The following is a 21,292-nucleotide window of genomic DNA, read 5'->3' as shown; positions in this document are numbered from 1 at the left end:
TTGGGCGTTAAGGTAGTAAAGGTAAGTAAAGGTAAGGAAAGTGATGAGTTGAAAATACCGCTATATCACACTCCTAACCTAACAATCACAACTTAACATTCATAACATAAAAAAAAGGACAACAATATGTCAATTAAGACTTTTGAATTAATCAGTACCACTGAAAATAATGTTCAGTTAATCAGCTATGTCGCGCTGCCAGAGAATGCGTCTGATGACAATCCAGTAGCCGGAATTTTAGTTGCACCTGAATGGTGGGGCGTGGTCGAACATCCAAAATCAGTCGTTGAGCGCTTAGCAGAAGCAGGCTACGCTGCTGTGGCGATGGATGTATACGGTGAAGGCAAACTGACTACCGATGCATCAATGGCAAATATGTGGATGGAGCAAGTGCTTGCTGATCAAGACATGCTGATGGCACGCTGTCGTTTAATTCTTGATGATTTTAGTGACCAGATGGCAGTTAATGGCGATAATCTAGGCGCCATTGGCTTTTGCTTCGGTGGCAAAGTGGTCCTCGATATGGCGCGTGAAGGCATGCCATTAAAAGCAGTTGCCACTTTCCACGGTAATCCATCACCTAAGCAACCAGCCGATGATAAATTTAAAGCTAAAGTATTGGTCGCTCATGGTCGCGATGATTCGATGGTATCGATGGAAGCGATAGAAGGTCTGAAATCAGAGCTAGATGCCGCTGATGTTGATTACACTATTGATGTGTATGATGGTGCTAAGCATGGTTTTACCAACCCACAAGCAGATGAGCGTGCTGCCAAAAATAGTGTAGATTTGGGCTATAACGAAGCTGCTACCAAACAAAGCTGGGAAAATATGCTGGAATTTATGAAAAACAACTTGGGATAAAGACTAGTAAAATTTTATTCTAGTCCGTTAAAAATAAAAGTGAATCGACTACAGTATAAACAACGCAACAAAAACAATGGCAGCTTAAATATTAAGCTGCCATTGTTTTTTCATTAAAACCATTACTATTGTGCTTATTGTCAAATAGCGTCATTATCACCCTATTATCAGATGGATTGAGTGACGAGGATGTTATATCTATTTATAAACCAGCTTGGTTGGTTGGCCTTTATTGCTTTATTAATCGTAGTTGTGGCGTTATACGCCAAGATAAATCAGCAGCTCAGGCATTTACGCCGCGACATGGCACAATTACAAGCTGAGTTTGAGCAGCATAAAGATGGCGTAGTGGCAATAAAACCTCTGCATTCTGATGATACACATCCTATTAAAAATAAGAACTCTGAGTCAGTTTCTGTAGCAGCACCTGATATCATTGCAAGCGCTTGGTCACCAAATCCTAACTCTTTATCATCGTTACCATTACAAGAAGCAGAAGAATTTACTTCTACGCCATCCAATTTGCCTATCCTTGACTCTATCAAAAATCTGCACTCAAAGTCGAAATCGCAAAACCCCATCACTAATATAGAGCCAGATGAACGCTCGCTACCTATGGTTACCTCCATAATCCATTCCATTAAAAACTGGTTCTTTGGTGGTAATTTGGTGGTGCGTGTTGGGGTTTTAGTATTGCTGGTCGGCGTAGTTTTACTACTACGCTTATTAAGCGACTATATCGAGATACCGATTACCGTTAAGCTCACCGTGATAGGCATCATTGGTTTAGGGCTAGCAGGATTGGGATTAAAATTAGCAAAAAATCGTTTTGCTTACGGCATCACCTTGCAAGGCGCCGGTTTAGCCATCGCTTATTTGAGCACCTTTTTTGCCTATAGCGTCTATCACGTCATCAGCAGTCTGCCAAGCTTTATGGCGCTTGGTATATTATCAGCGCTAACGGTTGCTTTAGCGGTACGCCAAAATGCTTTCCCGTTAGCATTATTGGCATTATCCGGCGGCTTTTTTGCACCGATTTTGACCAGTCAAGATACTGCTAGCTTGACGGTATTGTTTAGCTATTACTTATTATTAAACGTGACCATTGCTGCTATCGCCCATTATCGCCCGTGGAAAGTACTGAATTTATTAGGCGTGGGCGTGACGTTTGGACTGGCATACTATTGGGGACTCACTGAGAACTTAACAGCAGTTATTGATAGCCAACGCTGGGCGTTGGTAATCCTCGTCGCAGGGCATGTGCTGCTCTATCTATTTGTCGTTATTCGCTATGCCCAGCAAATTATTGCTTATAATAATAGTCATGAGTTGGATGCCAATAGTAAAAATCAAACTTCTGATATTAAGGCAGCTATTGATATTCAGACGGCTAATACTACTGACCATCAATATTTATTTCCTATTGATATCGGGCTGCTATTTTCAGTGCCGATATTAGCATTTGGTTTATTTTCAGCATTATTGAGCGATATCAATCACGCATTAACTGTCACTAGCGCTATTTTAGCAGCGGTTTATTTGGGGCTTGGTTGGACTTTTATTCAGCGTAGTCAACGCTATGCGCTGATTACTGAAGGCATGCTGGCTTTAGGCTTTGGCTTTTTAGCCTTGGTGATTCCACTGGCACTAAATGCTGAGTGGATTGCCTTTGGCTGGTCAGTGCAAGGTTTGGCATTGGTCTGGTTTGGCAGGCGCTCACTGCGGGCGTGGTCAGTATTATTCGGATTATTGTTACAGCTGATTAGCATTGGTATGCTGTTAAACAACTTTGTTATCACTGTTACCCATTATCCCACGCTCGCTTTAACGATTTCTGCCATCAGTGCGCTTGCTAGTATGTTTATTTTACGTGCCAGTAACTCGCCTATCCTATCTTCTATGACAGAGACTGATAATTCAGCACAAGCTATTCATCATCCTGAGAACCTGCTTAACGCCAATCGTACGCTGTCAGAATATGCCAAAGATTTGGGCATCAGTGAAACGGCAGCACAGCAATGGCTTGCCAGTATCAATAGCCAAAGTATGGCGTTTAAAGTGATTTGGGAAAGTCCTGCTTTGATACGCCTGTTGACGCTCACCGCGATGGGCTGGCTGCTATATGTGTTAATCATTGATTTTGACCAATGGCTTGCCAGCTGGCAATTGGCAACGACTACCCTGATAGCATTGGCAAGTTTGGTCAGCATGATCATTTATTATATGATTAATCATTACCGCTCGTGGCGAGAAATCAGGCAATTTAGCCATGGTTTACTGTTATTATTTTACGCCATGCTGATACTACAGCTGCCACAAAAATATGAATTTGACTACCAATGGACGACTTTCCATTGGCCGATATTGATGACGTTATTAATCGGCTGGCTGGTCGTCGGACAATTTTGGCTAAAAACGTGGCACAGCAATACTAATATCAATAACGACAACCATAACAGTACGGAGTTAAAAAGCTACGATAACGCCAGCTGGTTTGGCACTGGAATCATAATTTTGGCTGAGGCTGTCCATTATGGCTTACCTAGCTCACAAGGTGTCATTACTATTCTTGTGCCAGTTGCGCTTATGCTAGCTGGGCTGTGGTTAATCTACCGTCAGCAAATGAATAATCAAACGAAGAATTCATCCTCACCGTTCTCTACTTACTGGTTTGACTGGCAACAGGCAATATTGAACAGCGCCAAAATATTCGTGCCGCTAACATTGTGCTGGGTTATTTTTACCAATTTCACCTATGATGGCGTGATTTGGGGACTGCCCTATTTTCCGCTGATTAATCTCTATGACGTGACGTTATGGCTGGTCGTACTTTATGGCTTAGGCGTTTATTTACTGCGCCAATCACAAGGCATGCCATCGCAAAATATCTTACATGCCATTCCTAAAAATAACATGCTGCTTATTATATTGGCGCTGATTGGCTTTTGGATATGCTCTAGTATGTTGGTCAGAACGCTGCACGCTTTTATTGGTACACCGTTATGGATTGGAAGTTTCTACGGCTATACGGACAACGCATGGAATAGCGAACAAGTACAAACGGGTCTGACCATTTTATGGACGCTACTGGCATTGGTCGCCACCATTATCGCCAGTCGCTATTGGCAGCGCGCGCTGTGGTTTATGGGTATTAGCTTATTGGGTATTGTTGTACTGAAACTGGTCTTGGTTGATTTATCGCAGACGGAAGCGATTTGGCGAGTGATTTCTTTTCTTGGCGCAGGCAGTTTGATTTTACTAATTGGTTATTTGGCACCACTGCCGCCAGCACGTGATGAGACGACAAAACAGGTCGAATCATAGTTTCTTATTAGAACGAATGGAAATTATAGCGTGAGCACTTTTTAGCCTGCTTACTTTTTAGCATCATTACTTTTTAGCATCCGTACGTGGCTTATGTAGTAAACTGAACACCATTAAAAAGTAAATGACGATGGTCTTACTTTTAGCATTTTTTATAAAAGGTTAGTAAAGCAGATGGATAAGAGAGTAAGTATTCAGTGGTTCCCTGGGCATATGAACAAAGCCCGCAATGAAATCAAAGAAATCATGCCACAAATGGACGTGGTCATCGAAGTAATTGATGCGCGTATCCCTTATAGTAGTGAAAATCCAATGGTTGCGGCATTGCGCGGCGAAAAGCCAGTCATCAAAATCTTAAATAAAGCCGACCTTGCTGATCCCGAATTGACCCAAGCATGGATGGACTATCTTGAGCAACAAGATGGGGTCAAAGCCATTGCTTGTGACGATAACAAAGCCGATGACGTAAAGCGCATCATCGCCCTGTGTAAAAAAATGGTGCCCAATAAAGTCGGTACTGGTCGCCAAATTAAAGCCATGATTATGGGCATACCAAACGTCGGTAAATCAACTTTGATTAACACTTTGGCTGGACGCGCCGTAGCTAGAACGGGTGACGAGCCAGCCGTTACCAAGTCACAGCAGCTGATTAAACTTGATGATGACATCATGCTCTATGACACGCCGGGTATGTTATGGCCAAAAGTTGAAAACGAAAACTCTGGCTATCGCTTGGCAGCAACAGGTGGCATTCGTGATACCGCATTTGACTTTGCTGATGTTGCCGGTTATACCGCTGAGTATTTATTAACCGCATATCCTGAGCTATTAAAAACCCGCTATAAAATTGAAGAATTACCTAAAACGGATTGGGAGTTCTTTGAAATAGCGGGGCGCAATCGTGGCTGTGTGCGCACAGGTAATAAAGTCGATACCTACCGGATGTCAGAAATCCTAGTCAATGAGCTGCGTAGCGGTAAGATTGGGCGCATTACGCTTGAGACGCCTGCTATGACTGAGGCTGAAGAAGTCGTCGTCGCTCAGCAACGCATCGCGGCAGAAGAAAAAAGAATCGCTAAAGAAGAAGAGAAACGTTTGCGTCGATTAAAAACGCGGAAGAATCGTAAATAACAGACCTCTTGCAAAAGTAGCAAAGGGTTTTACAATAACTCATACATTCATAACTGGCTAGGAACCATGCCAAACATAGATAAGCTTCTCCAACAAAATAATGCTGGCTTTAAGCGCTATACGGGCATTCATAAAGCCACCTTTCGTGAAATGCTTAATGCCATGCAGCAGCATGAAGCACAAAAGACTAAATCAGGACGGCCAAGCGCGCTTAGTCTTGAGGAACAAATATTACTGGCCCTTACTTATTGGCGTGAATACCGGACGCTGTACCACATCAGTATGGACTTTGGTATTCATGAGTCTTCTGCTAGCCGTATCATTCGTAAAGTAGAAGACATACTGATGGATTCAGGTAAGTTTGAATTGCCCAAAAAGCTGCCTAGCAGAGTTGATGACGACATCAATTGGTCAGTCGTCATCGTCGATGCCACCGACACCCCCATTGAGCGTCCAAAAAAAACCAAAGAGACTACTACAGCGGTAAGAAAAAACAACACACCTTAAAAGCACAGGTTATCGTTCATTGGCAAACCGGTTTGATATTAGATATTCAAACGTCTAAAGGGTCAATCCACGATTTTAAGCTATATAAAGACACTTGTCCTGATTGGCTTCCTGACAATGCTAAATTACTAGCAGATAGTGGCTATCAGGGCATTGCAAAGTTACATAAACACACCTTCACCCCCTTTAAAAAACCTCGTGGGGGTCAGCTGTTAGAGCTTTGCAAACAAGCCAATCACTATCTGGCTAAGTTTCGCATTATGGTTGAACATAAAATAGGCTTGATCAAATTGTTCAAAATAGTGGCTCATAAATATCGTAACCGTCGTCAGCGCTATGATCTTAGAATGAAGCTATTCGCTGGTGTTGTTAATTTCGAGCTTGGTTTATGACTTTTGCAAGAGGTCTAACAAATCGACATTCATTTTTGCTAATCATGTAGAGATAAAAAATCTGCCCATGAAGCAAAGAAACCAGCCCTAGCAAATAATAAAACACCAGCCCATTTTTCTTTGCCAATAGAGTAATTACCTTGACAGCTTCTTGCATATTATTATCTGGTAGCGGCAGAGTGACAGCAAAGGTACCCTGTAGCTCTAAGTGAGCGACCGTTGACCCGAATGCTAACGAAAGTTCGAAAGATAAATCATGACCTTCATGGGTCAGTTGCTGTAGCTCAGTGACGAATTTTAATATATTTTCGCTATGAGCACTGAGTCACTTCGCAATGCCTTACTTAAATATAAGCTCCACACGGACCAAATACTGTTTGATAGAGCGTATGGATATATAAAGGAATATTATTAACATGACAGCAATTTCTTTACCTTTACCAGCTAATGCCTTATATCCAGAACCTCAAACACTAGACTTTGAAAAAATTGCTACATTTATTGGTGGTAATGGTTCTGGTAAATCATCAATTTTAAAATCTATCTTTGATGAAAAACTAAAACCGGGCAGCACTCTCTACGAAGATTATAAAGTTGTTTGTTTTTCTTCAGGGCAAAATGAAAGTTATTCTGAGCGATTTGCTCACTATTTAAATACTGAGCGAGCAAACAGAAGAGCGTTCAGCTTAGATTGTTTTTATTATGATAAATCACTTGCGAAACTTTTAATATTTTTATCTACAACAGGCGATCATAATGGATTGGTACGTAAGTTTTTAAGGCAAAATAACTACGTTATTGAAAATGAGTTCGATGAAGATGAGTCAACAAAGCTCTCTTTTAAAGTTAAAGTGGATAATGCTTACATAGACCAAGTTAGGCATGCAGTTAAGGAAGAAGAGAGTGGTAATAGTGACGTTATTACAAATAAAGCTTACCACCGGACTTTGAAAAGCTTTATTCATACTCTAATTGATGAAAGCTATGATTTTAGTGACTCAATACCACTCAAAACAGTTAACTTAGCTCAAAGTATAATTTCCAACGTGTCGTTCGAAGCTGATGAACAGCCCTCTTTTGACTCAAAAATCATGTTCTTTACACAAGCTGCTGATAATGACTATTTTATTGTTAAAAGTAGCATTGAAGTTGAGTTTTCAAGAGTTAATGAATTGGAAGGTGAGGGTAATAAAACTTTACGCTTGGAAGATCTGAGCGATGGTGAGTATCAATTACTTTTTCTTTATGCGCTAGTAGATCTATTTGATAGAGAAAATACTTTGTTTTTATTTGATGAAGCTGACTCGCATCTTCACTATAAAAATATTGGTAATCTTTGGGATGTATTTCAGGGATTAGAGGGCAAAGTTATTACTACTACTCACTTGTTAGACTCAATCTCAAAAGCTGGGATAGATAAATTAAAGGTTATTGAGCGTGGAGAGGTGCAATATGCTAATTCATCATTCAAATTACTTCAGAGGTTGGAGGCTTTATCTGAAGTTGAAGAAACACAGTGCAAAATTGTTTCTATGTATAAAAATATTGTAGTTATGGATCATGCTCATGACTGGGAAATATTTAAATTGCTACTTAAGAAAAAACTTTCTGATGATGAAAGATATTCGGATGAAATAATTGAAAATAGTTTATCTGATTTCATCTGCTTAAGTATTTCTTCTGGATTTGTTGAAGGCCAAGATAAAAATACATTCGGTGACAATAAAATAAACTGGTTAAAAAATTATGAAAGATTTTTAACTACTTTAAAAACATTGAACAAACTGAAAACTAAAACTAAAAGAGTGTTTTTGATATGCGATGCTGACGAATATCCTAACAATCTAATTGGTACAACTGAAAATCCATTTTTAGTTAAAGGTCATTCATTTAAGCCTACAGAACCCCCAAAACCGCCTAAAAAAGATGCTAACCAAAAAACCACAAAAGATTCAAGGCCATTGTCAAAGGTGGCGTTATTATCTTGGAAAAGAAGAGAGATTAAGCATTACCTACTATCTTATACTGCTTTGGGTACTGCATGTGATGAAATCAACAGGCACTACGTAGAAGACTGCCATTTAAAAGTAGGGAAAAATGGGGATATTGGAACTGATGGTAAGTTTAATAGTTATTTGGCTAAGCATCCATCAAGTTCAGTTAAGGAAATTGTTGACCCTCATATAAATGTTGATGGTAAAGGGTTTTGTATTGAAAAGACTCAAAGCTTTGTATCTTGTATCCCTAAAGAAGAGATAAGCGAAGATATTGTAAAGATGTATAATTATTTGGTGGCCACTAATGAATAACTCTAATAATAAATTGGCACGTATAGTTGAGTTACTAAGAAAAGATACTGGTATCAATAACTCAATAGATGCAATAGAGCAACTGTCTTTATTGCTTTTAATAAAATATTTTTATGACTTTACTTCCAATAATCAAAGTGGCATTCACAGAAGTTCATTTAGAGGATTATTCTCCGACATCCATGGCTTTGATGAAGGAAAAATAAATAATGATTTTTCTATCATAAAAAATATATTTCATGAGGTAATTTGTGGAAATGAGAGTTTTTTTAGACAGAGCTTTTTTCGTAATAATAGATGGGGAGATATTGAAGTTGTATTTAATAATATCCCACTGCGTATCCGTTCTTTAAAAATTTTAGAGGCTGCGTTATATGAATTAGAAAATCTTGATTTTTATGAATTTCTAAAAGTTGATTTTGATGAATTATTATTAATTATGGTTAAAGACTCAAGCTCTTCAGGTGCTTTCCACTCTCCAAAATCTTTAGTTGAGGCAATCGTTAAAGTAAGTGATCCTAGACCTCAAACAAGCATTTATGACCCAGCTATGGGTACAGGTCGTACGTTTGTGGAAGTTGAAAAGTACCTATCTAAAACTTATGAGAATAGGAATTTTAAGGCTATAGGGAATGACATTAGTCCTTTTGCTTATTTAATTGGGATACTGAATTTACTTTTAAATGGTATTAATATTAAACAGATAACGTTATCTGACTCTTTACTAATTGAAGATAACTTAAAGTACGACTTAATTCTTTCGGGTGTGCCGTTTGGTAAAGCCTCAGATATGAGTAAGTACGAGTATTACTACAATGGATACACTGGTAATTTAGAGGCTATGTTTCTTCAGCATGCTATGAATAAGCTGGCGAAAAATGGCAAAGCGGCTCTGATTGTGCCTAATGGCCTTTTATTTAATAGAGCTAACCAGTTGGACATATTGAGGGGTCAACTATTAACTCAGTTTAACCTGCACTCTATTTTAAGCCTTCCGGAAGGAGTGCTAGCACCATATACAGGAATTAAAGTTAGTGTTTTGTTTTTTGAAAATACGACCCCAGGGGAAGATATTTGGTTTTATGAGTTAAATACTAAGAAGCCTTTAAATAGACTTAATTCAATTGGTGATAGTGACTTTGAAGAGTTTATTTCTCAGTTTGAAAGTAGAAGAGTCGGTGAGAATTCTTGCCTAATAGATAAGCAGTCCTTAATAGCAGATGAAACCTCTAACCTTTCGTTTTCATTACCAAAAAACGAAGAAAAGTTTAGTTTTGATAAAATAGAAAAAATCAACTCATTGAAAAAAGAGCAATCAGCTCTGATCGAATCAATTGAAAATTATTTTGAAAACGCATCAAAAAATATAGATGTTGAGCAATTCAAAGATGTGACTGTACAGAGTATATGTGAACTTAGGAGCGGGTCTAACCTTAATAAATCGGAAATATCCAGTAATGGAGCATATCCAGTTTTTGGAGGCAATGGGGTTATAGGCTATTACAAAGAAGCAAATAGGTTCAGTAGTTCAATCGTCGTTGGTAAGGTTGGAATGTATTGTGGAAATATCCATTTATCATCTAAACCCTATTGGTTAACTAGCAATGCAATAAGCTTAGAAGTAAAAAATGAGACAGAGGTATTTACGCCTTATTTGGCCCATGTATTACAAAGCATGGATTTAAACAAGATGGCCACAGGGGTTGCACAAAAGTTTATTTCAATTAAACAGCTAAACAATACAGTAGTTTCGCTTCCTAATTATGAAAAACAAGTTGAGCTAAGTAATTGGTTTACTTTGCTGAAAGAAAATAAAGAATCGATACAAAGCCTTTTACTGAATTTCAATAAAAATCTTGAACTACTTACTGATAATTCTATTTTAGAAAAAATTCTTAAATACTAGAAATTATATAGTTGAAGCGGAAAAAATCGTTGTCGCTAAGCAACGCATCGCGGCAGAAGAAAAAAGAATCTCTAAAGAAGAAGAGAAACGCTTGCGTCGATTAAAAACGCGGAAGAATCGGAAATAAATCGGAAGCTGTTTTGCTTATAATTTTAATTATTTAAAGTTATTTCAGAGCTAATAAAAAAAGCCCCTAAGGGCTTTTTTTATGTCTACTGCTAGCGATATTCGAAGTTCTTCGATGATATCTAAGCCTTCAACTACTTCTGCTTAGGCATGACTTTTTCAATGCCTTCAAGCGCACAAGCTTCATCTTGTACTGCACCACCTGCACCCCCTGCCGCAATAGCACCGATCACATCGTTACCAAATTTCAATGGCACACCACCACCAAGTAGTAATAAATCACTGACAGTATTTAAATTATTTGAATCTGGGTTCGCACGCGCATTATCAGATAAGGTTCTTGACGGTGTCTTGGTAGATAATGCGGTAAATGCTTTACGAACAGCAGCATCGGTATTATGTGGCCCTACATTATCACCACGTTGTAGAGCGATTAAATTGCCACCGCGATCGACAACTGCTACTACTGCTGATTTACCTTTTGCCTTACAAGCGGCCATCGTGGCGTCAATTAACTCATTGGCCAACTCTAAAGACACATTAGGTTGTTGTAATACTAGACTTGGTTTGGCGGCTAAAACGTTGGCTGAGCAGCCAACGACTGCTAGTGCTAATAATGCTTTCGATAAGTAATTTGAAATTAACTTCATAAAGAGTCCTAAGGTATTATTTATACATGTGAGCATTTATTTAAAATAATGCTTGGTAAGATTTAATGAGCTTATTTGATGAAAGCAGACAATGAGTTATCTTTCACTCAAATTTTCTTTTGCAGTTCTAGGTAGAACAAGAACCATAATTTTGCAAAAGACACAGTAATAATAAGTTAGTTTATCTAAAATATTGAGTTAATTTTGTAAGATTTACTTTATAGATTTGCAACTCTAAAGTTTTCATTCCTCAAGAATTATGGCCAAAAATATGTTTACTTGGTTATGCTCTTAAACATCACACAACAATGCTACCAACTAATCTCTCTCAAAAATCGGTTATAATTCATGCACTAATATGCCAAAAAAATTGATGATATGACTCAGCTTACCGCTAATTTAAATCCTAAAATACTAGACGATGACTTTCACCATAGCACTGAATCGCTTGATTCGCTTGCCCCACGCCTACTCGCTTGGTTTGCCGAAAACGGTCGCCACGATTTATCTTGGCAACAGCACCAAACCGATACGCCCAATCCTTATATCGTTTGGCTATCAGAAGTTATGCTCCAGCAAACGCAGGTAACGACAGTGCTGCCCTACTTTGCGCGTTTTATGGCGTCGTTTCCGACCGTACAGGATTTAGCCGCAGCGGAGTGGGACACCATCGCTGAGCATTGGGCGGGTATGGGTTATTATGCGCGCGCGCGTAATTTGCATAAAGGCGCTAAGCAGTTGGTTGAAGTGATCGATGCGACTGGTGAATATCCCATAACCCTAGCAGGTTGGGAAGCGATTCCTGGCGTTGGTCCTTCGACCGCTGGCGCGATTATGGCGATGGGCTTGCACCGTTACGGCGTCATCTGTGATGGCAACGTCAAACGTGTACTCACACGCTGGGCAGCAATCGATGGCGATATCACTAAGTCGGCGACGACTAAAGAGCTGTGGGCATTGGCAGAGCGCTTAACCCCTAGAGAGCAATCAGGATTGTTTGCGCAAGCCATGATGGATATGGGCGCAACCTTATGTACTCGCAGTAAGCCTGCTTGTCTACTATGTCCGCTACAAGACGATTGCTTAGCCCATGCACAAGGGCGTGAAACGGACTATCCGGTCAAGGCAAAAAAGCAGCCTAAACCAAGTAAGTTTAGCAATGCGCTACTTATTAAAAATGTAGATGGTGAAATACTCTGGCTACAGCGTCCAGATAATGGCATTTGGGGTGGACTGTGGAGTTTGCCGCTAGAGTTTATAGAAAAAACTAGTGGCAATATTAAGGGTAAAACTGCTCCTAAACAAACAGATGCTTCTGACGAGAAGCCTTTAAAAGTAGCTAGTAATGAAAAAGTATACGAAGCAGAATTTACCACGGCTGAGCAGATTATCAATGAGTGGTTGGACAAGAATCAATTAATAGCAAAGTCAGTCAGCAACACATTACTCGATGACGCGCCGATTAAACATTCATTAACCCATTTTCATTGGTATCTAACACCGCAATTAGTCACTTTAAATACTAAGCAAGCACAAGAGATAACCGATGCTTTACAGTCAGCAGAAATTAATATTAATTGGTTAAACACTGAAGATGCTCAATCAAAATTAGGATTGCCAAGAGCGATGGTTAAGATTTTAGAATAATGAGTGAGTTAGCTGTTTAAGCCAACTATATAGTCGATTGAATTTGGAAATAATACGATGCTGCTTGGATAAATTTTGCGAAGCCTCTGGAGCGTGAAGCGTACAGCAAGCGAGGAAAATTTATCCGAGCAGAACGTTATTTTAAACTTAGTTATTTTATATTGAATGGTTTATACAAGCCAATCTCTTAAAAAACCACCTCATAAACAATAAAAAAGCGACTCAGAATATATTTTGAGGCGCTTTTTATTTATATATAATAGGATAGCAATTTAGGATTTTGGTACACGCAAACGCATTAAGCCTTCTTGTTGCACAGTCGCTACCAGCTTACCATCTTGCCAAAACTGACCGTGATTAAGTCCCATCGCATTGGATGTCGTATCACTCCACATGTCATATAAAAGCCAATCATTTAAGTCAAAGTGACGATGAAAATGCATCGAATGGTCAATACTAGCAGCTTGCAAGCCACTGGTCATAAAGCTAATACCGTGTGACATTAGCCCCGTACCCACCAGATAAAAGTCAGATGAGAATGCCAATAATGCCTGCTGGATGGCAAGCGGCTGATTACCCAGTTCACGAATACGCAGCCAGTTCGCTTGCTTAGGTTTCATCGGTTCTGGATGAATCGGATCACGCGGCTTAACGGGTTTAATCTCGATATGACGGCGACGCATAAAGCGCGCTTTAAGTGCATCTGGAACTTTACCCACATACTCTTCTTTTAAATCTTGCTCAGCCAATAAATCTTCAGGCGGTGGATAGACCGGCATGTCTTCTTGATACTCTAAGCCTTCTTCCATTGGCGAAAAAGACGCAATCATCGAAAATATCACTTGCTCAACGGGCGGCTTACCGCGTACTTGCTTATATTGAATGGCGGTCACTTCACGCGCAGACAGACTGCGACCATCACGTAAGCGACGCACTTGATAAATCACCGGCTGATTGATATCACCACCGCGTAAAAAATAGCCATGCAATGAATGGCAAGGCTTGTCTTCATCAAGCGTATGCGCTGCCGCCATGATCGCTTGCGCGAGCACTTGCCCACCGAAAATACGGGCACCAACATAGTCATGGCTTTTACCTTCAAACACATCAGGGCTGACTTCGATGAGCGCCACAGTGGCAAGTAACTCATCTATCAGTTGCGAATAATCAGACATGACGATACATTTCCTTATTTTTATCAATAACGCTTTGCGCCAAACGGTATCGATACGATATGGCTTAAGCATATATGGCGTTTTAATTTAAAATAATATGAAATCAATTGCAGTAATTTACAAGAGAAATTTTAGGATGAGCAATAACTTGGTATAAGTAACAATAATAATAACAAGCAATAAAACGATTACTAATAACTCATTATAAAGCTTAACGCGTCAAAACGAGATGTTTAATGACACCTCGCTTTTACCATTATTTTGTATTTATGGTTTCACTGCCACGAGTACACGAATAGAATCTGGTACGAGTGATAGGCTGCCTAGCGCTTGCTCGCCTTGAGCTTGCAGCTGCTCTAAGCGCTCAATCTCTTCTGGACGTACGTTAGGGTTGATGGTTTGCAGATGTTTTAGACGTTTGATTTCACGCGACCACTGTTGGCTAAAACGCGCACTTGCTTGCTCACCAATCTCAGCCAACTGCTGACGCGCAATGTCTTCGGCTTCATAATAACGCTGCTCAATCACATCGCCACGTACTTTAATCACTTGGCGCGCACGGTTTTTGTCTAAGCGCTCAATATGCGGCATAATCATATCGGCGCTGATACGGGCTGACAAATCACTGCCCTGCTCACTAATAAAGACACGAATATTTTGCGTGGTCAAAGTCGCTGGTAAATTAAGCAACCTTGGCGCAATCGCTTCTACACGGAAATTGACTTCTAGTAATACCATACCTTGTGGCACGGCGGTACTTTTTAGCATCGCTACCGTGGTATTACCAAAGGTGCTGGTACTCGCCAGCTCATAAATCGCACGCATCAGCGGATGCTCATGAGTGATAAATTCGATATCTTCACGCTGCAGCGCTTGCTCACGCTCGAAAGTCAACGTCATACCGTCTTCATCGCCAAGTGGCAGACCATCGATATAGTCACTAATTTCAGTGCTATCAATCGGTGCTATCACCCACGAGCCATCACGTTGGATACTATGCTCAATATTGGCTGAAGCAAAAAAGCGCTCAATAAACTGCGGTAATAGATTGTGACCATCGAAATCACGCATGGCATCAGCGATACGCCCAGCGACACGTGGGCGGCACGAATTATACTCTAGTAAACGGTCGCGACCTGCTTGGAGCTGTTCCTCAAGTCCCAATCGCGTCTGTAACGCGTCTTCGATCACACTTTTAAGAATGGTACGATTTTCGTTGGTATCTGCACCCTCAAGCATCGGTTTCAGTTCTTGGATATATTGCTCTTGCACACTTTGCGCCGTCGGAGAAATCTGATTAAACATGTTTAGCGCACTGCTATACCAGTGATACAGGCGCTCTTGTGCTGTGCCTTGTACATAAGGCACATGCAACATAATTTGCTGCGTTTGTCCGATACGATCTAGACGACCGATACGCTGCTCTAACGTATCTGGGTTGGCGGGTAAATCCCATAATATCAGCTGGCTAGCAAACTGAAAATTACGACCTTCCGAGCCAATCTCCGAGCACAATAATATCTGCGCCCCTTCACTATCAGCAAAAAACGCTGCCGCTTGGTCGCGCTCAAGCAAGGTCATTTGCTCAGTAAAGATAGCGGTCTTAATACCCGCATGTAAGCGTAATACCGCCTCTAAACTCTCAACCGTCGCGCCACTACGAGCAATTAACAGTACTTTCTTGTGCTTAAGCTCGCTCTTTAAAATATTTATTAACCAAGGCACACGTGGGTCATCTTCTAACCAGCCGCCATCAGGTTGGTTTTCTTCACCCCATAGCTGCTCACGCAATTTACCAGTGGTCTGGTAGCTATCTATCCATGCTTCAGGTAATGGCAATGGATACGGCTGGCTACTACGTCCGTAAAATCCTTTAACACTCTCGCGGGTATTACGGAATAAAATACGTCCCGTACCATGGCGATCTAGTAGCTCATTGAGCGCATACGTCCGCAGTTTTTCGTCTTCATTAATCGTTGCTAATTCATCAACACTAATCGTCAGCAGACTGCTTAATGCTGCGATTTGTCCTTCGCTTAATGGCTTGTCTTCTATCAATACGCTTGCGACTGACGCCGTTTCCGCAAAAGCTTCTTGTCCATCGATAAATTCATCTAAATCATCAAAACGAGCGGGATCTAATAAGCGCAAACGCGCAAAGTGACTTTGTGCGCCAAGCTGCTCAGGTGTCGCTGTCAATAGCATGACTCCTGCCGTTTCTTCGGCAAAGTCTGCAATGAGGTCATACTTATCATTGCCGCCTTGCGCTTCATCCCAGTGCAGATGATGCGCCTCATCGACGACCAATAAATCAAACCCTGCGTCCATCGCTTGATCATACAAGTCAGGATGGTCAAGCAATAAGTCCATACCAGCGATGATACATTGCTCAGTGTTAAAAACGTTTTGCTCAGGGTCGTGTTCTTTAATCGCCGCAGTACGCACCAAATCAAATAAGGCAAAGTTTAGGTTAAAACGACGACGTAACTCAATCATCCACTGATATTGCAGACTGTCTGGTACCAGAATAAGCACGCGTTCCGCTTTGCCAGTCAATAGCTGCTGATGAATAATCAAACCCGCTTCGATCGTCTTACCTAAACCAACTTCGTCGGCAAGCAATACACGCGGTGCGATACGTTTGCCAACTTCATGAGCGATATAGAGCTGATGCTCAATAATATCGACACGCGCACCCATTAAACCTTTGAGTGGATGACCAGCGAGCGCTGACTGCATACGTAGAATATCTTGACGCAAATCGTACCAGTCACTACGTTCAATACGACCAGCCAGCAGACGCTCAAGCGGTTTCGCTAGGGTGATATTGGCAGCAAGACGGGTTTCCATGATGGCTTTTTCATGGCCATCAACAGTGTATTTGAGCACGCCCATGACTTCTTCAACGGCGCTTACCGTATAAGTTTTACCTGCCTGATCAGAGATGCTATCACCGACTTTGAACACCACGCGCGATAGGGGCGCAGAGTTTTTTGCATAAACGCGTGTCTCTTCACTTTGCGGAAATAAAATATGCACACATCGGTCGTCGACATCGATGACCACACCTAAGCCCAGCTCGGACTCCGTATCAGATAAATAGCGTTGACCAACGGCGAATTCGGTGCTGTGCAATGAAGCGATAGAGATAGTCATAGGGCGATGTCTTTTTGTACTCAGATGATAAGAAAGTAGGTAGCTTAAGATACGAGCTATGCTTGCTAGCTCAGTAACGTTGATAAGCTAGGTCAATCGATAAAGCAGACCATTATATAACGTTAGCGACTAGATGAGTGCGTTAAGTTAACTTTTCAAGAGCAGATTCATGCAAGATTATGGCAAAGCTACGCACAAGTTGGTTATATAAAACAATAAGATAACGACTCGTAAGTAAGGAAAAAATATTGTTATTATAAAATTGTTGCTGTATTGTTAAAAAATGCAATAGAACATTGCTTTCTATTTGCAAAATTATCTGATCAATCTGAATTATCTAGACACTGACTCATCTATTACCTATATAAACCTAACAGCCGTTATCAATTTTTATCAGCAGTTATAGGCCTATTATTTCTTGTTATAGTCCATTAAGTTATGTATTTAATTTTTAATCATTATTTTAAGTTATATAAATACTTTTTGTCGTTTACGTTTATTACCAATGATTTATAAACCGTTTTAATTAAGCACAACCCCACGAACGATTGTGACCAATAAATCCCATTGGCCATCTTCTTTGTGCTACTTATTCCCAAGGACAAACACCATCATGAGTGACGCCAAAAAAGTCGGCTTTTTCAATCAAGTTAGTACCCAAGTCACTACCATTCTATTTATTGCTTTTGCGGTCGTACTCGCGGTCGTTGTTTATGTGGTTGACAAAGAAGGTTATGAAAAAATTCGCCTTGAGTCAGCAAAACTGGTCGCTGAGCGCGGTAATACGGCAGTGAATAGTATCTCTGCCGATATCAATCGGGTGATGCGTAGTGCGTTGTTATTGCAGCAAAGTGCGCAAACTTTACCAACACAAGAAAATATTTTACAAGCCAGTACTGCCAATGCTTTTGATAAGCGCGATTATAACTTATTAGGTAGTGGCGGTATTTGGCCTGATAACGGTGCGCTTGGAGCGAATACCACAACGCATCCGTTTTTGATGGTACGCCAAAATGGTGAATATCAAGCGGTACTAAGCGATCCAAATCCTGCCAATCCTTATTATCAAGAAGATTGGTTTAGCGTCCTAAAACTGCTCAAACCTGACAGCTGTATTTGGAACCACGTACGTGCCAGCCAAACCAAAGGCGAGCTTGCAATGAGCTGCGGTGTCGCTATTGAACGTGACAACCAATTTTGGGGTGCCAGTACGGTTAACTTTACCCTTAACCAGTTACAAGAAAACATCGTTAAGCTAAGTGAAAGCTCGGGCTCAGGTTATATTCTATTGCTGGATAATAGTGATAAGGTTATCGCCTCGTCTAACCCTGAACGCTTAAGCTATATTGATGAAGAAACTGGCACGCCGCTTGATATCAAACAAGTTATCAACTCAGATCCAGCGTGGCAACCGGTGCTTGATTTCCTAGATGTGCAACGTCAAGAGACTATCGAGCAAGTCGCCGCCAGCGTTTCGCCGCAAGTGCAGCAAGTATTAACCACGCTGGATAAAGCAGAAACGGGTACTGGTAAAGGTTACTATTTGGTGAACTACGCTGCTTACTTAAATAACGGCGAAAATAAGCAAAATGCGATGGACAGCCGCTTGTTACAAAGCTTTGAGTTGGCGAAAGACAGTTACTATAACGGTAGCCAAGCGTATGTGTTTGAAATTCCTGAGACTTACTGGAAGCTTATCGTCGTACAACCTGACGACGAGATTAACGCCATTGCGGATAATCTGAGTGAAAACTTGGTTAACTGGATTGCTTTAGCCTTGTTATTAACGGCTGGGGTTATTTACTTTATGCTAACTTTCTTAGCATTCAAACCTTTGAAAGAGACCACTGATAAAATCTCTCAAGCAGAGAATCTGATTAATAATAAGCAATATAATAAGCTGAGCGACGTTAAATTCGCTAAAGGTCGCAATGAGATTGGACTGGTCAACGGCTCTATTAATGACCTATTAGATCGTATTCAATCTAACGAAGGTAAACTTGCCAATATCAATCAACAGCTAGAGATTAAAGTTGAAGAACGTACCGCTGAGCTGCAAGATACGCTAAAAGAGCTGAAAAACTCACAGCTACAATTGATACGTTCAGAGAAAATGGCAACGTTAGGACAAATGGTGGCAGGCGTCGCACATGAAGTAAACACGCCATTGTCTTATGTGCAAAACAACCTTGAGATTATCGGTCAGTTAACTGAGCAATACGAAGAGCTGATTGGATTGGTACAAGGCTTGAAAGGTATCAAGTCTGAGGCGGCATCTGATGGTAAAATTGACAAGCTATTAGCAGATATTGTCCGCGCTTCTGATGAAATCCAAGAAGATGATCTATCAGTTGAGCTGAAAGAGCTGATTAAAGATTCACTCTTTGGGGTCGAGCAAATCACTGAGATGGTGCTAAACTTACGCAACTTTGCCCGTCTCGATGAATCAAAAGTGAAGACCATTGATGTGCGTGAATGTATCGAAGCCTCACTTAAAATCGCTGGCAACTCTATCAGACATCAAGAGATTGTCACTGATTTTGCACCAACGCCTGAAATTAAGTGCTCACCATCGCAAATCAATCAAGTATTGGTCAATTTGTTAAACAATGCCTCGCAAGCTATGGGAGAAAAACCTGATGGCAAAATCGAAGTGCGTACTCGTGCTGATGACAGCAATGTCTATATTGATGTGATTGATAATGGTAAAGGTATGAGCGCAGAAGTGCTTGGTCAAATATTCGAGCCGTTTTTCACCACTAAAGGCGCGGGCGAAGGTACTGGTCTTGGGATGGCAATCAGTCAGCAGATTATGGAGCAGCATAATGGTGATATTAAAGCTGTATCGACTGAAGGCGTTGGCACCACATTTACCTTAACGCTACCGATTGATAACGATTTAACGGAAAAGAGCTTGAGTGCGTAAGTAGTCAATGGATTATGTTGTCTTTTAATGGTGAGTTTTCAGTTAATTAAATACCTCTATTAAATGATGGCTATCGAATGACAACTGAAAGCCATGACGCACTTATTATGCACACAAGATATGATTCAACATAAGGATATAATCATGAATGAGTTTGAAGATGAAATCAGTACAGCTGAGCTAAATACTGAATCTAAACCAAAGCTGGCGTTTATTGATGATGAACAACGCATTTTACGTTCTATGAAACTACTGTTTCGTAAAACGCATGACGTTTTTATCACCACCGATCCCACTGAATATATTGACTATATCAAAAACAACCATGTACATGTCGCGGTCAGTGACCAGCGTATGCCTGAGCGTGTTGGTGTTGATATCCTACGCGAAGTGAAAGAAGTGTCGCCGTCTACCATGCGGATTTTATTGACTGGTTATGCAGATTTAAATGCGATTATTGGCTCTATTAATGATGGTGAGATTTATCGTTATCTGACCAAGCCTTGCAAATCTGAAGAGCTGCTCGCCGTGGTCGGTCGCGCCACCGAAATCGCCTTGACTTATAATCCAGAGGAAGACGCCGAGCAATTCGACAGCTCAGGTAATAAGCAAACGCTATTGGTCATCGATGAGACTGACGAGCTGATTGAGCAAATACGCAAGCAATTCTCTAACAGTTATAGAGTCCTGCATGCCACAGGCTTAGAAGAGGCTTATGATTATTTGGCGAACGAAGATATCGGCGTATGTATCACTGACATCAATGTCAGCGGCGAAAATATCGCACCGATTATCTTTACCTTAAAGCAAGATGCGCCGCATTTAGTGGTTTTGGTACAAACTGAATTCCAAGACGCTGGCTTGCTGATTGATTTGATTAATAAAGGTCAGGTCTATCGCTGCTTACCGAAGCCGATGCGAGCTAGCCTACTCGAGATTAGCGTCAATCGTGCATTTCAACATCATGCAAAACTCAAAGCCAGCCCTGAATTGGTCAAACGTTATGAAGTAGAACATGATCCTGAAAACGATGTGCGTATTGATTTAAGCAGCCGCGTACGTAGTCTGATTGGTAAATTGCGCAAACGTTTTTCTTTATAAGCAGTAAAAGCTTATTGTTCCATAAAATAAAACCTCTATTTCAAAACTGAAGTAGAGGTTTTTTGCTTTGTAGTTCTT

The 21,292-nt window shown here is 40.7% G+C and carries 12 protein-coding genes and 1 pseudogene; 10 read left to right on the top strand and 3 right to left on the bottom strand.

Annotation, left to right across the window (positions count from 1 at the left end; all coding sequences use genetic code 11):
• The first annotated feature begins 126 nt into the window (after window positions 1–126).
• The 7 genes and pseudogenes from WAZ74_RS02510 (at window position 127) to WAZ74_RS02480 (ending at window position 10,433) form a co-directional block, all read left to right on the top strand.
• Entirely contained in the window at window positions 127–864 is a 738-nt protein-coding gene (locus tag WAZ74_RS02510) for a dienelactone hydrolase family protein (RefSeq protein WP_422305460.1), read from the top strand.
• Between the two features lie 189 nt (window positions 865–1,053).
• On the top strand, window positions 1,054–4,188 hold the full coding sequence (locus tag WAZ74_RS02505) for a DUF2339 domain-containing protein (protein WP_422305458.1): 3,135 nt from the start codon (window positions 1,054–1,056) through the stop codon (window positions 4,186–4,188).
• 174 nt (window positions 4,189–4,362) lie between these two features.
• Entirely contained in the window at window positions 4,363–5,319 is a 957-nt protein-coding gene (ylqF, locus tag WAZ74_RS02500) for a ribosome biogenesis GTPase YlqF (RefSeq protein ID WP_422305456.1), read from the top strand.
• 66 nt (window positions 5,320–5,385) lie between these two features.
• Entirely contained in the window at window positions 5,386–5,826 is a 441-nt protein-coding gene (locus WAZ74_RS02495; RefSeq protein ID WP_422305454.1) for a helix-turn-helix domain-containing protein, read from the top strand.
• 8 nt (window positions 5,827–5,834) lie between these two features.
• A pseudogene (locus tag WAZ74_RS02490) lies at window positions 5,835–6,218 on the top strand (transposase family protein); the annotation flags it as partial.
• Between the two features lie 416 nt (window positions 6,219–6,634).
• On the top strand, window positions 6,635–8,527 hold the full coding sequence (locus tag WAZ74_RS02485; RefSeq protein WP_422305452.1) for an AAA family ATPase: 1,893 nt from the start codon (window positions 6,635–6,637) through the stop codon (window positions 8,525–8,527).
• A complete protein-coding gene (locus WAZ74_RS02480) occupies window positions 8,520–10,433 on the top strand; it encodes an N-6 DNA methylase (RefSeq protein WP_422305450.1) in 1,914 nt (637 codons plus the stop codon). Before WAZ74_RS02485 ends, WAZ74_RS02480 begins: the two co-directional genes overlap by 8 nt.
• A 260-nt stretch (window positions 10,434–10,693) precedes the next feature.
• Here WAZ74_RS02480 and WAZ74_RS02475 read toward each other — a convergent pair whose 3' ends face one another.
• A complete protein-coding gene (locus WAZ74_RS02475; protein ID WP_422305448.1) occupies window positions 10,694–11,209 on the bottom strand; it encodes a GlcG/HbpS family heme-binding protein in 516 nt (171 codons plus the stop codon).
• Window positions 11,210–11,587: 378 nt separating this feature from the next.
• On the opposite strand from WAZ74_RS02475, the gene mutY reads away from it, so the two are divergent.
• Window positions 11,588–12,856: an A/G-specific adenine glycosylase gene (gene mutY / locus WAZ74_RS02470; RefSeq protein WP_422305446.1), complete on the top strand. Its 1,269-nt coding sequence runs from the start codon at window positions 11,588–11,590 to the stop codon at window positions 12,854–12,856.
• Between the two features lie 272 nt (window positions 12,857–13,128).
• Here mutY and WAZ74_RS02465 read toward each other — a convergent pair whose 3' ends face one another.
• Both WAZ74_RS02465 and rapA read right to left on the bottom strand, forming a co-directional pair.
• A complete protein-coding gene (locus WAZ74_RS02465; RefSeq protein WP_422305444.1) occupies window positions 13,129–14,031 on the bottom strand; it encodes an acyl-CoA thioesterase in 903 nt (300 codons plus the stop codon).
• Between the two features lie 267 nt (window positions 14,032–14,298).
• Window positions 14,299–17,187: an RNA polymerase-associated protein RapA gene (rapA, locus tag WAZ74_RS02460; RefSeq protein ID WP_422305442.1), complete on the bottom strand. Its 2,889-nt coding sequence runs from the start codon at window positions 17,185–17,187 to the stop codon at window positions 14,299–14,301.
• Window positions 17,188–17,800: 613 nt separating this feature from the next.
• Between rapA and WAZ74_RS02455 the strand changes: the two genes are divergently transcribed.
• Both WAZ74_RS02455 and WAZ74_RS02450 read left to right on the top strand, forming a co-directional pair.
• Window positions 17,801–20,113: a sensor histidine kinase gene (locus WAZ74_RS02455; RefSeq protein WP_422305440.1), complete on the top strand. Its 2,313-nt coding sequence runs from the start codon at window positions 17,801–17,803 to the stop codon at window positions 20,111–20,113.
• A gap of 144 nt (window positions 20,114–20,257) precedes the next feature.
• Window positions 20,258–21,214, top strand: coding sequence for a response regulator (locus WAZ74_RS02450; protein WP_422305438.1), 957 nt, complete (start codon window positions 20,258–20,260; stop codon window positions 21,212–21,214).
• The last annotated feature ends 78 nt before the right edge of the window (window positions 21,215–21,292 follow it).

It is taken from the genome of Psychrobacter sp. (assembly GCF_049295055.1).
Taxonomy (GTDB): domain Bacteria; phylum Pseudomonadota; class Gammaproteobacteria; order Pseudomonadales; family Moraxellaceae; genus Psychrobacter.
Note: the sequence above shows the minus strand (reverse complement) of the source record. Positions and strands in the feature narration are given on the sequence as shown.

Coding starts and splice junctions, on each gene's coding strand:
- WAZ74_RS02495 (WP_422305454.1), top strand. CDS start 5,386: ATGCCAAACATAGATAAGCTTCTCCAACAAAATAATGCTGGCTTTAAG.
- WAZ74_RS02505 (WP_422305458.1), top strand. CDS start 1,054: ATGTTATATCTATTTATAAACCAGCTTGGTTGGTTGGCCTTTATTGCT.
- WAZ74_RS02475 (WP_422305448.1), bottom strand. CDS start 11,209: ATGAAGTTAATTTCAAATTACTTATCGAAAGCATTATTAGCACTAGCA.
- rapA (WP_422305442.1), bottom strand. CDS start 17,187: ATGACTATCTCTATCGCTTCATTGCACAGCACCGAATTCGCCGTTGGT.
- WAZ74_RS02455 (WP_422305440.1), top strand. CDS start 17,801: ATGAGTGACGCCAAAAAAGTCGGCTTTTTCAATCAAGTTAGTACCCAA.
- WAZ74_RS02510 (WP_422305460.1), top strand. CDS start 127: ATGTCAATTAAGACTTTTGAATTAATCAGTACCACTGAAAATAATGTT.
- WAZ74_RS02485 (WP_422305452.1), top strand. CDS start 6,635: ATGACAGCAATTTCTTTACCTTTACCAGCTAATGCCTTATATCCAGAA.
- WAZ74_RS02465 (WP_422305444.1), bottom strand. CDS start 14,031: ATGTCTGATTATTCGCAACTGATAGATGAGTTACTTGCCACTGTGGCG.
- WAZ74_RS02450 (WP_422305438.1), top strand. CDS start 20,258: ATGAATGAGTTTGAAGATGAAATCAGTACAGCTGAGCTAAATACTGAA.
- ylqF (WP_422305456.1), top strand. CDS start 4,363: ATGGATAAGAGAGTAAGTATTCAGTGGTTCCCTGGGCATATGAACAAA.
- WAZ74_RS02480 (WP_422305450.1), top strand. CDS start 8,520: ATGAATAACTCTAATAATAAATTGGCACGTATAGTTGAGTTACTAAGA.
- mutY (WP_422305446.1), top strand. CDS start 11,588: ATGACTCAGCTTACCGCTAATTTAAATCCTAAAATACTAGACGATGAC.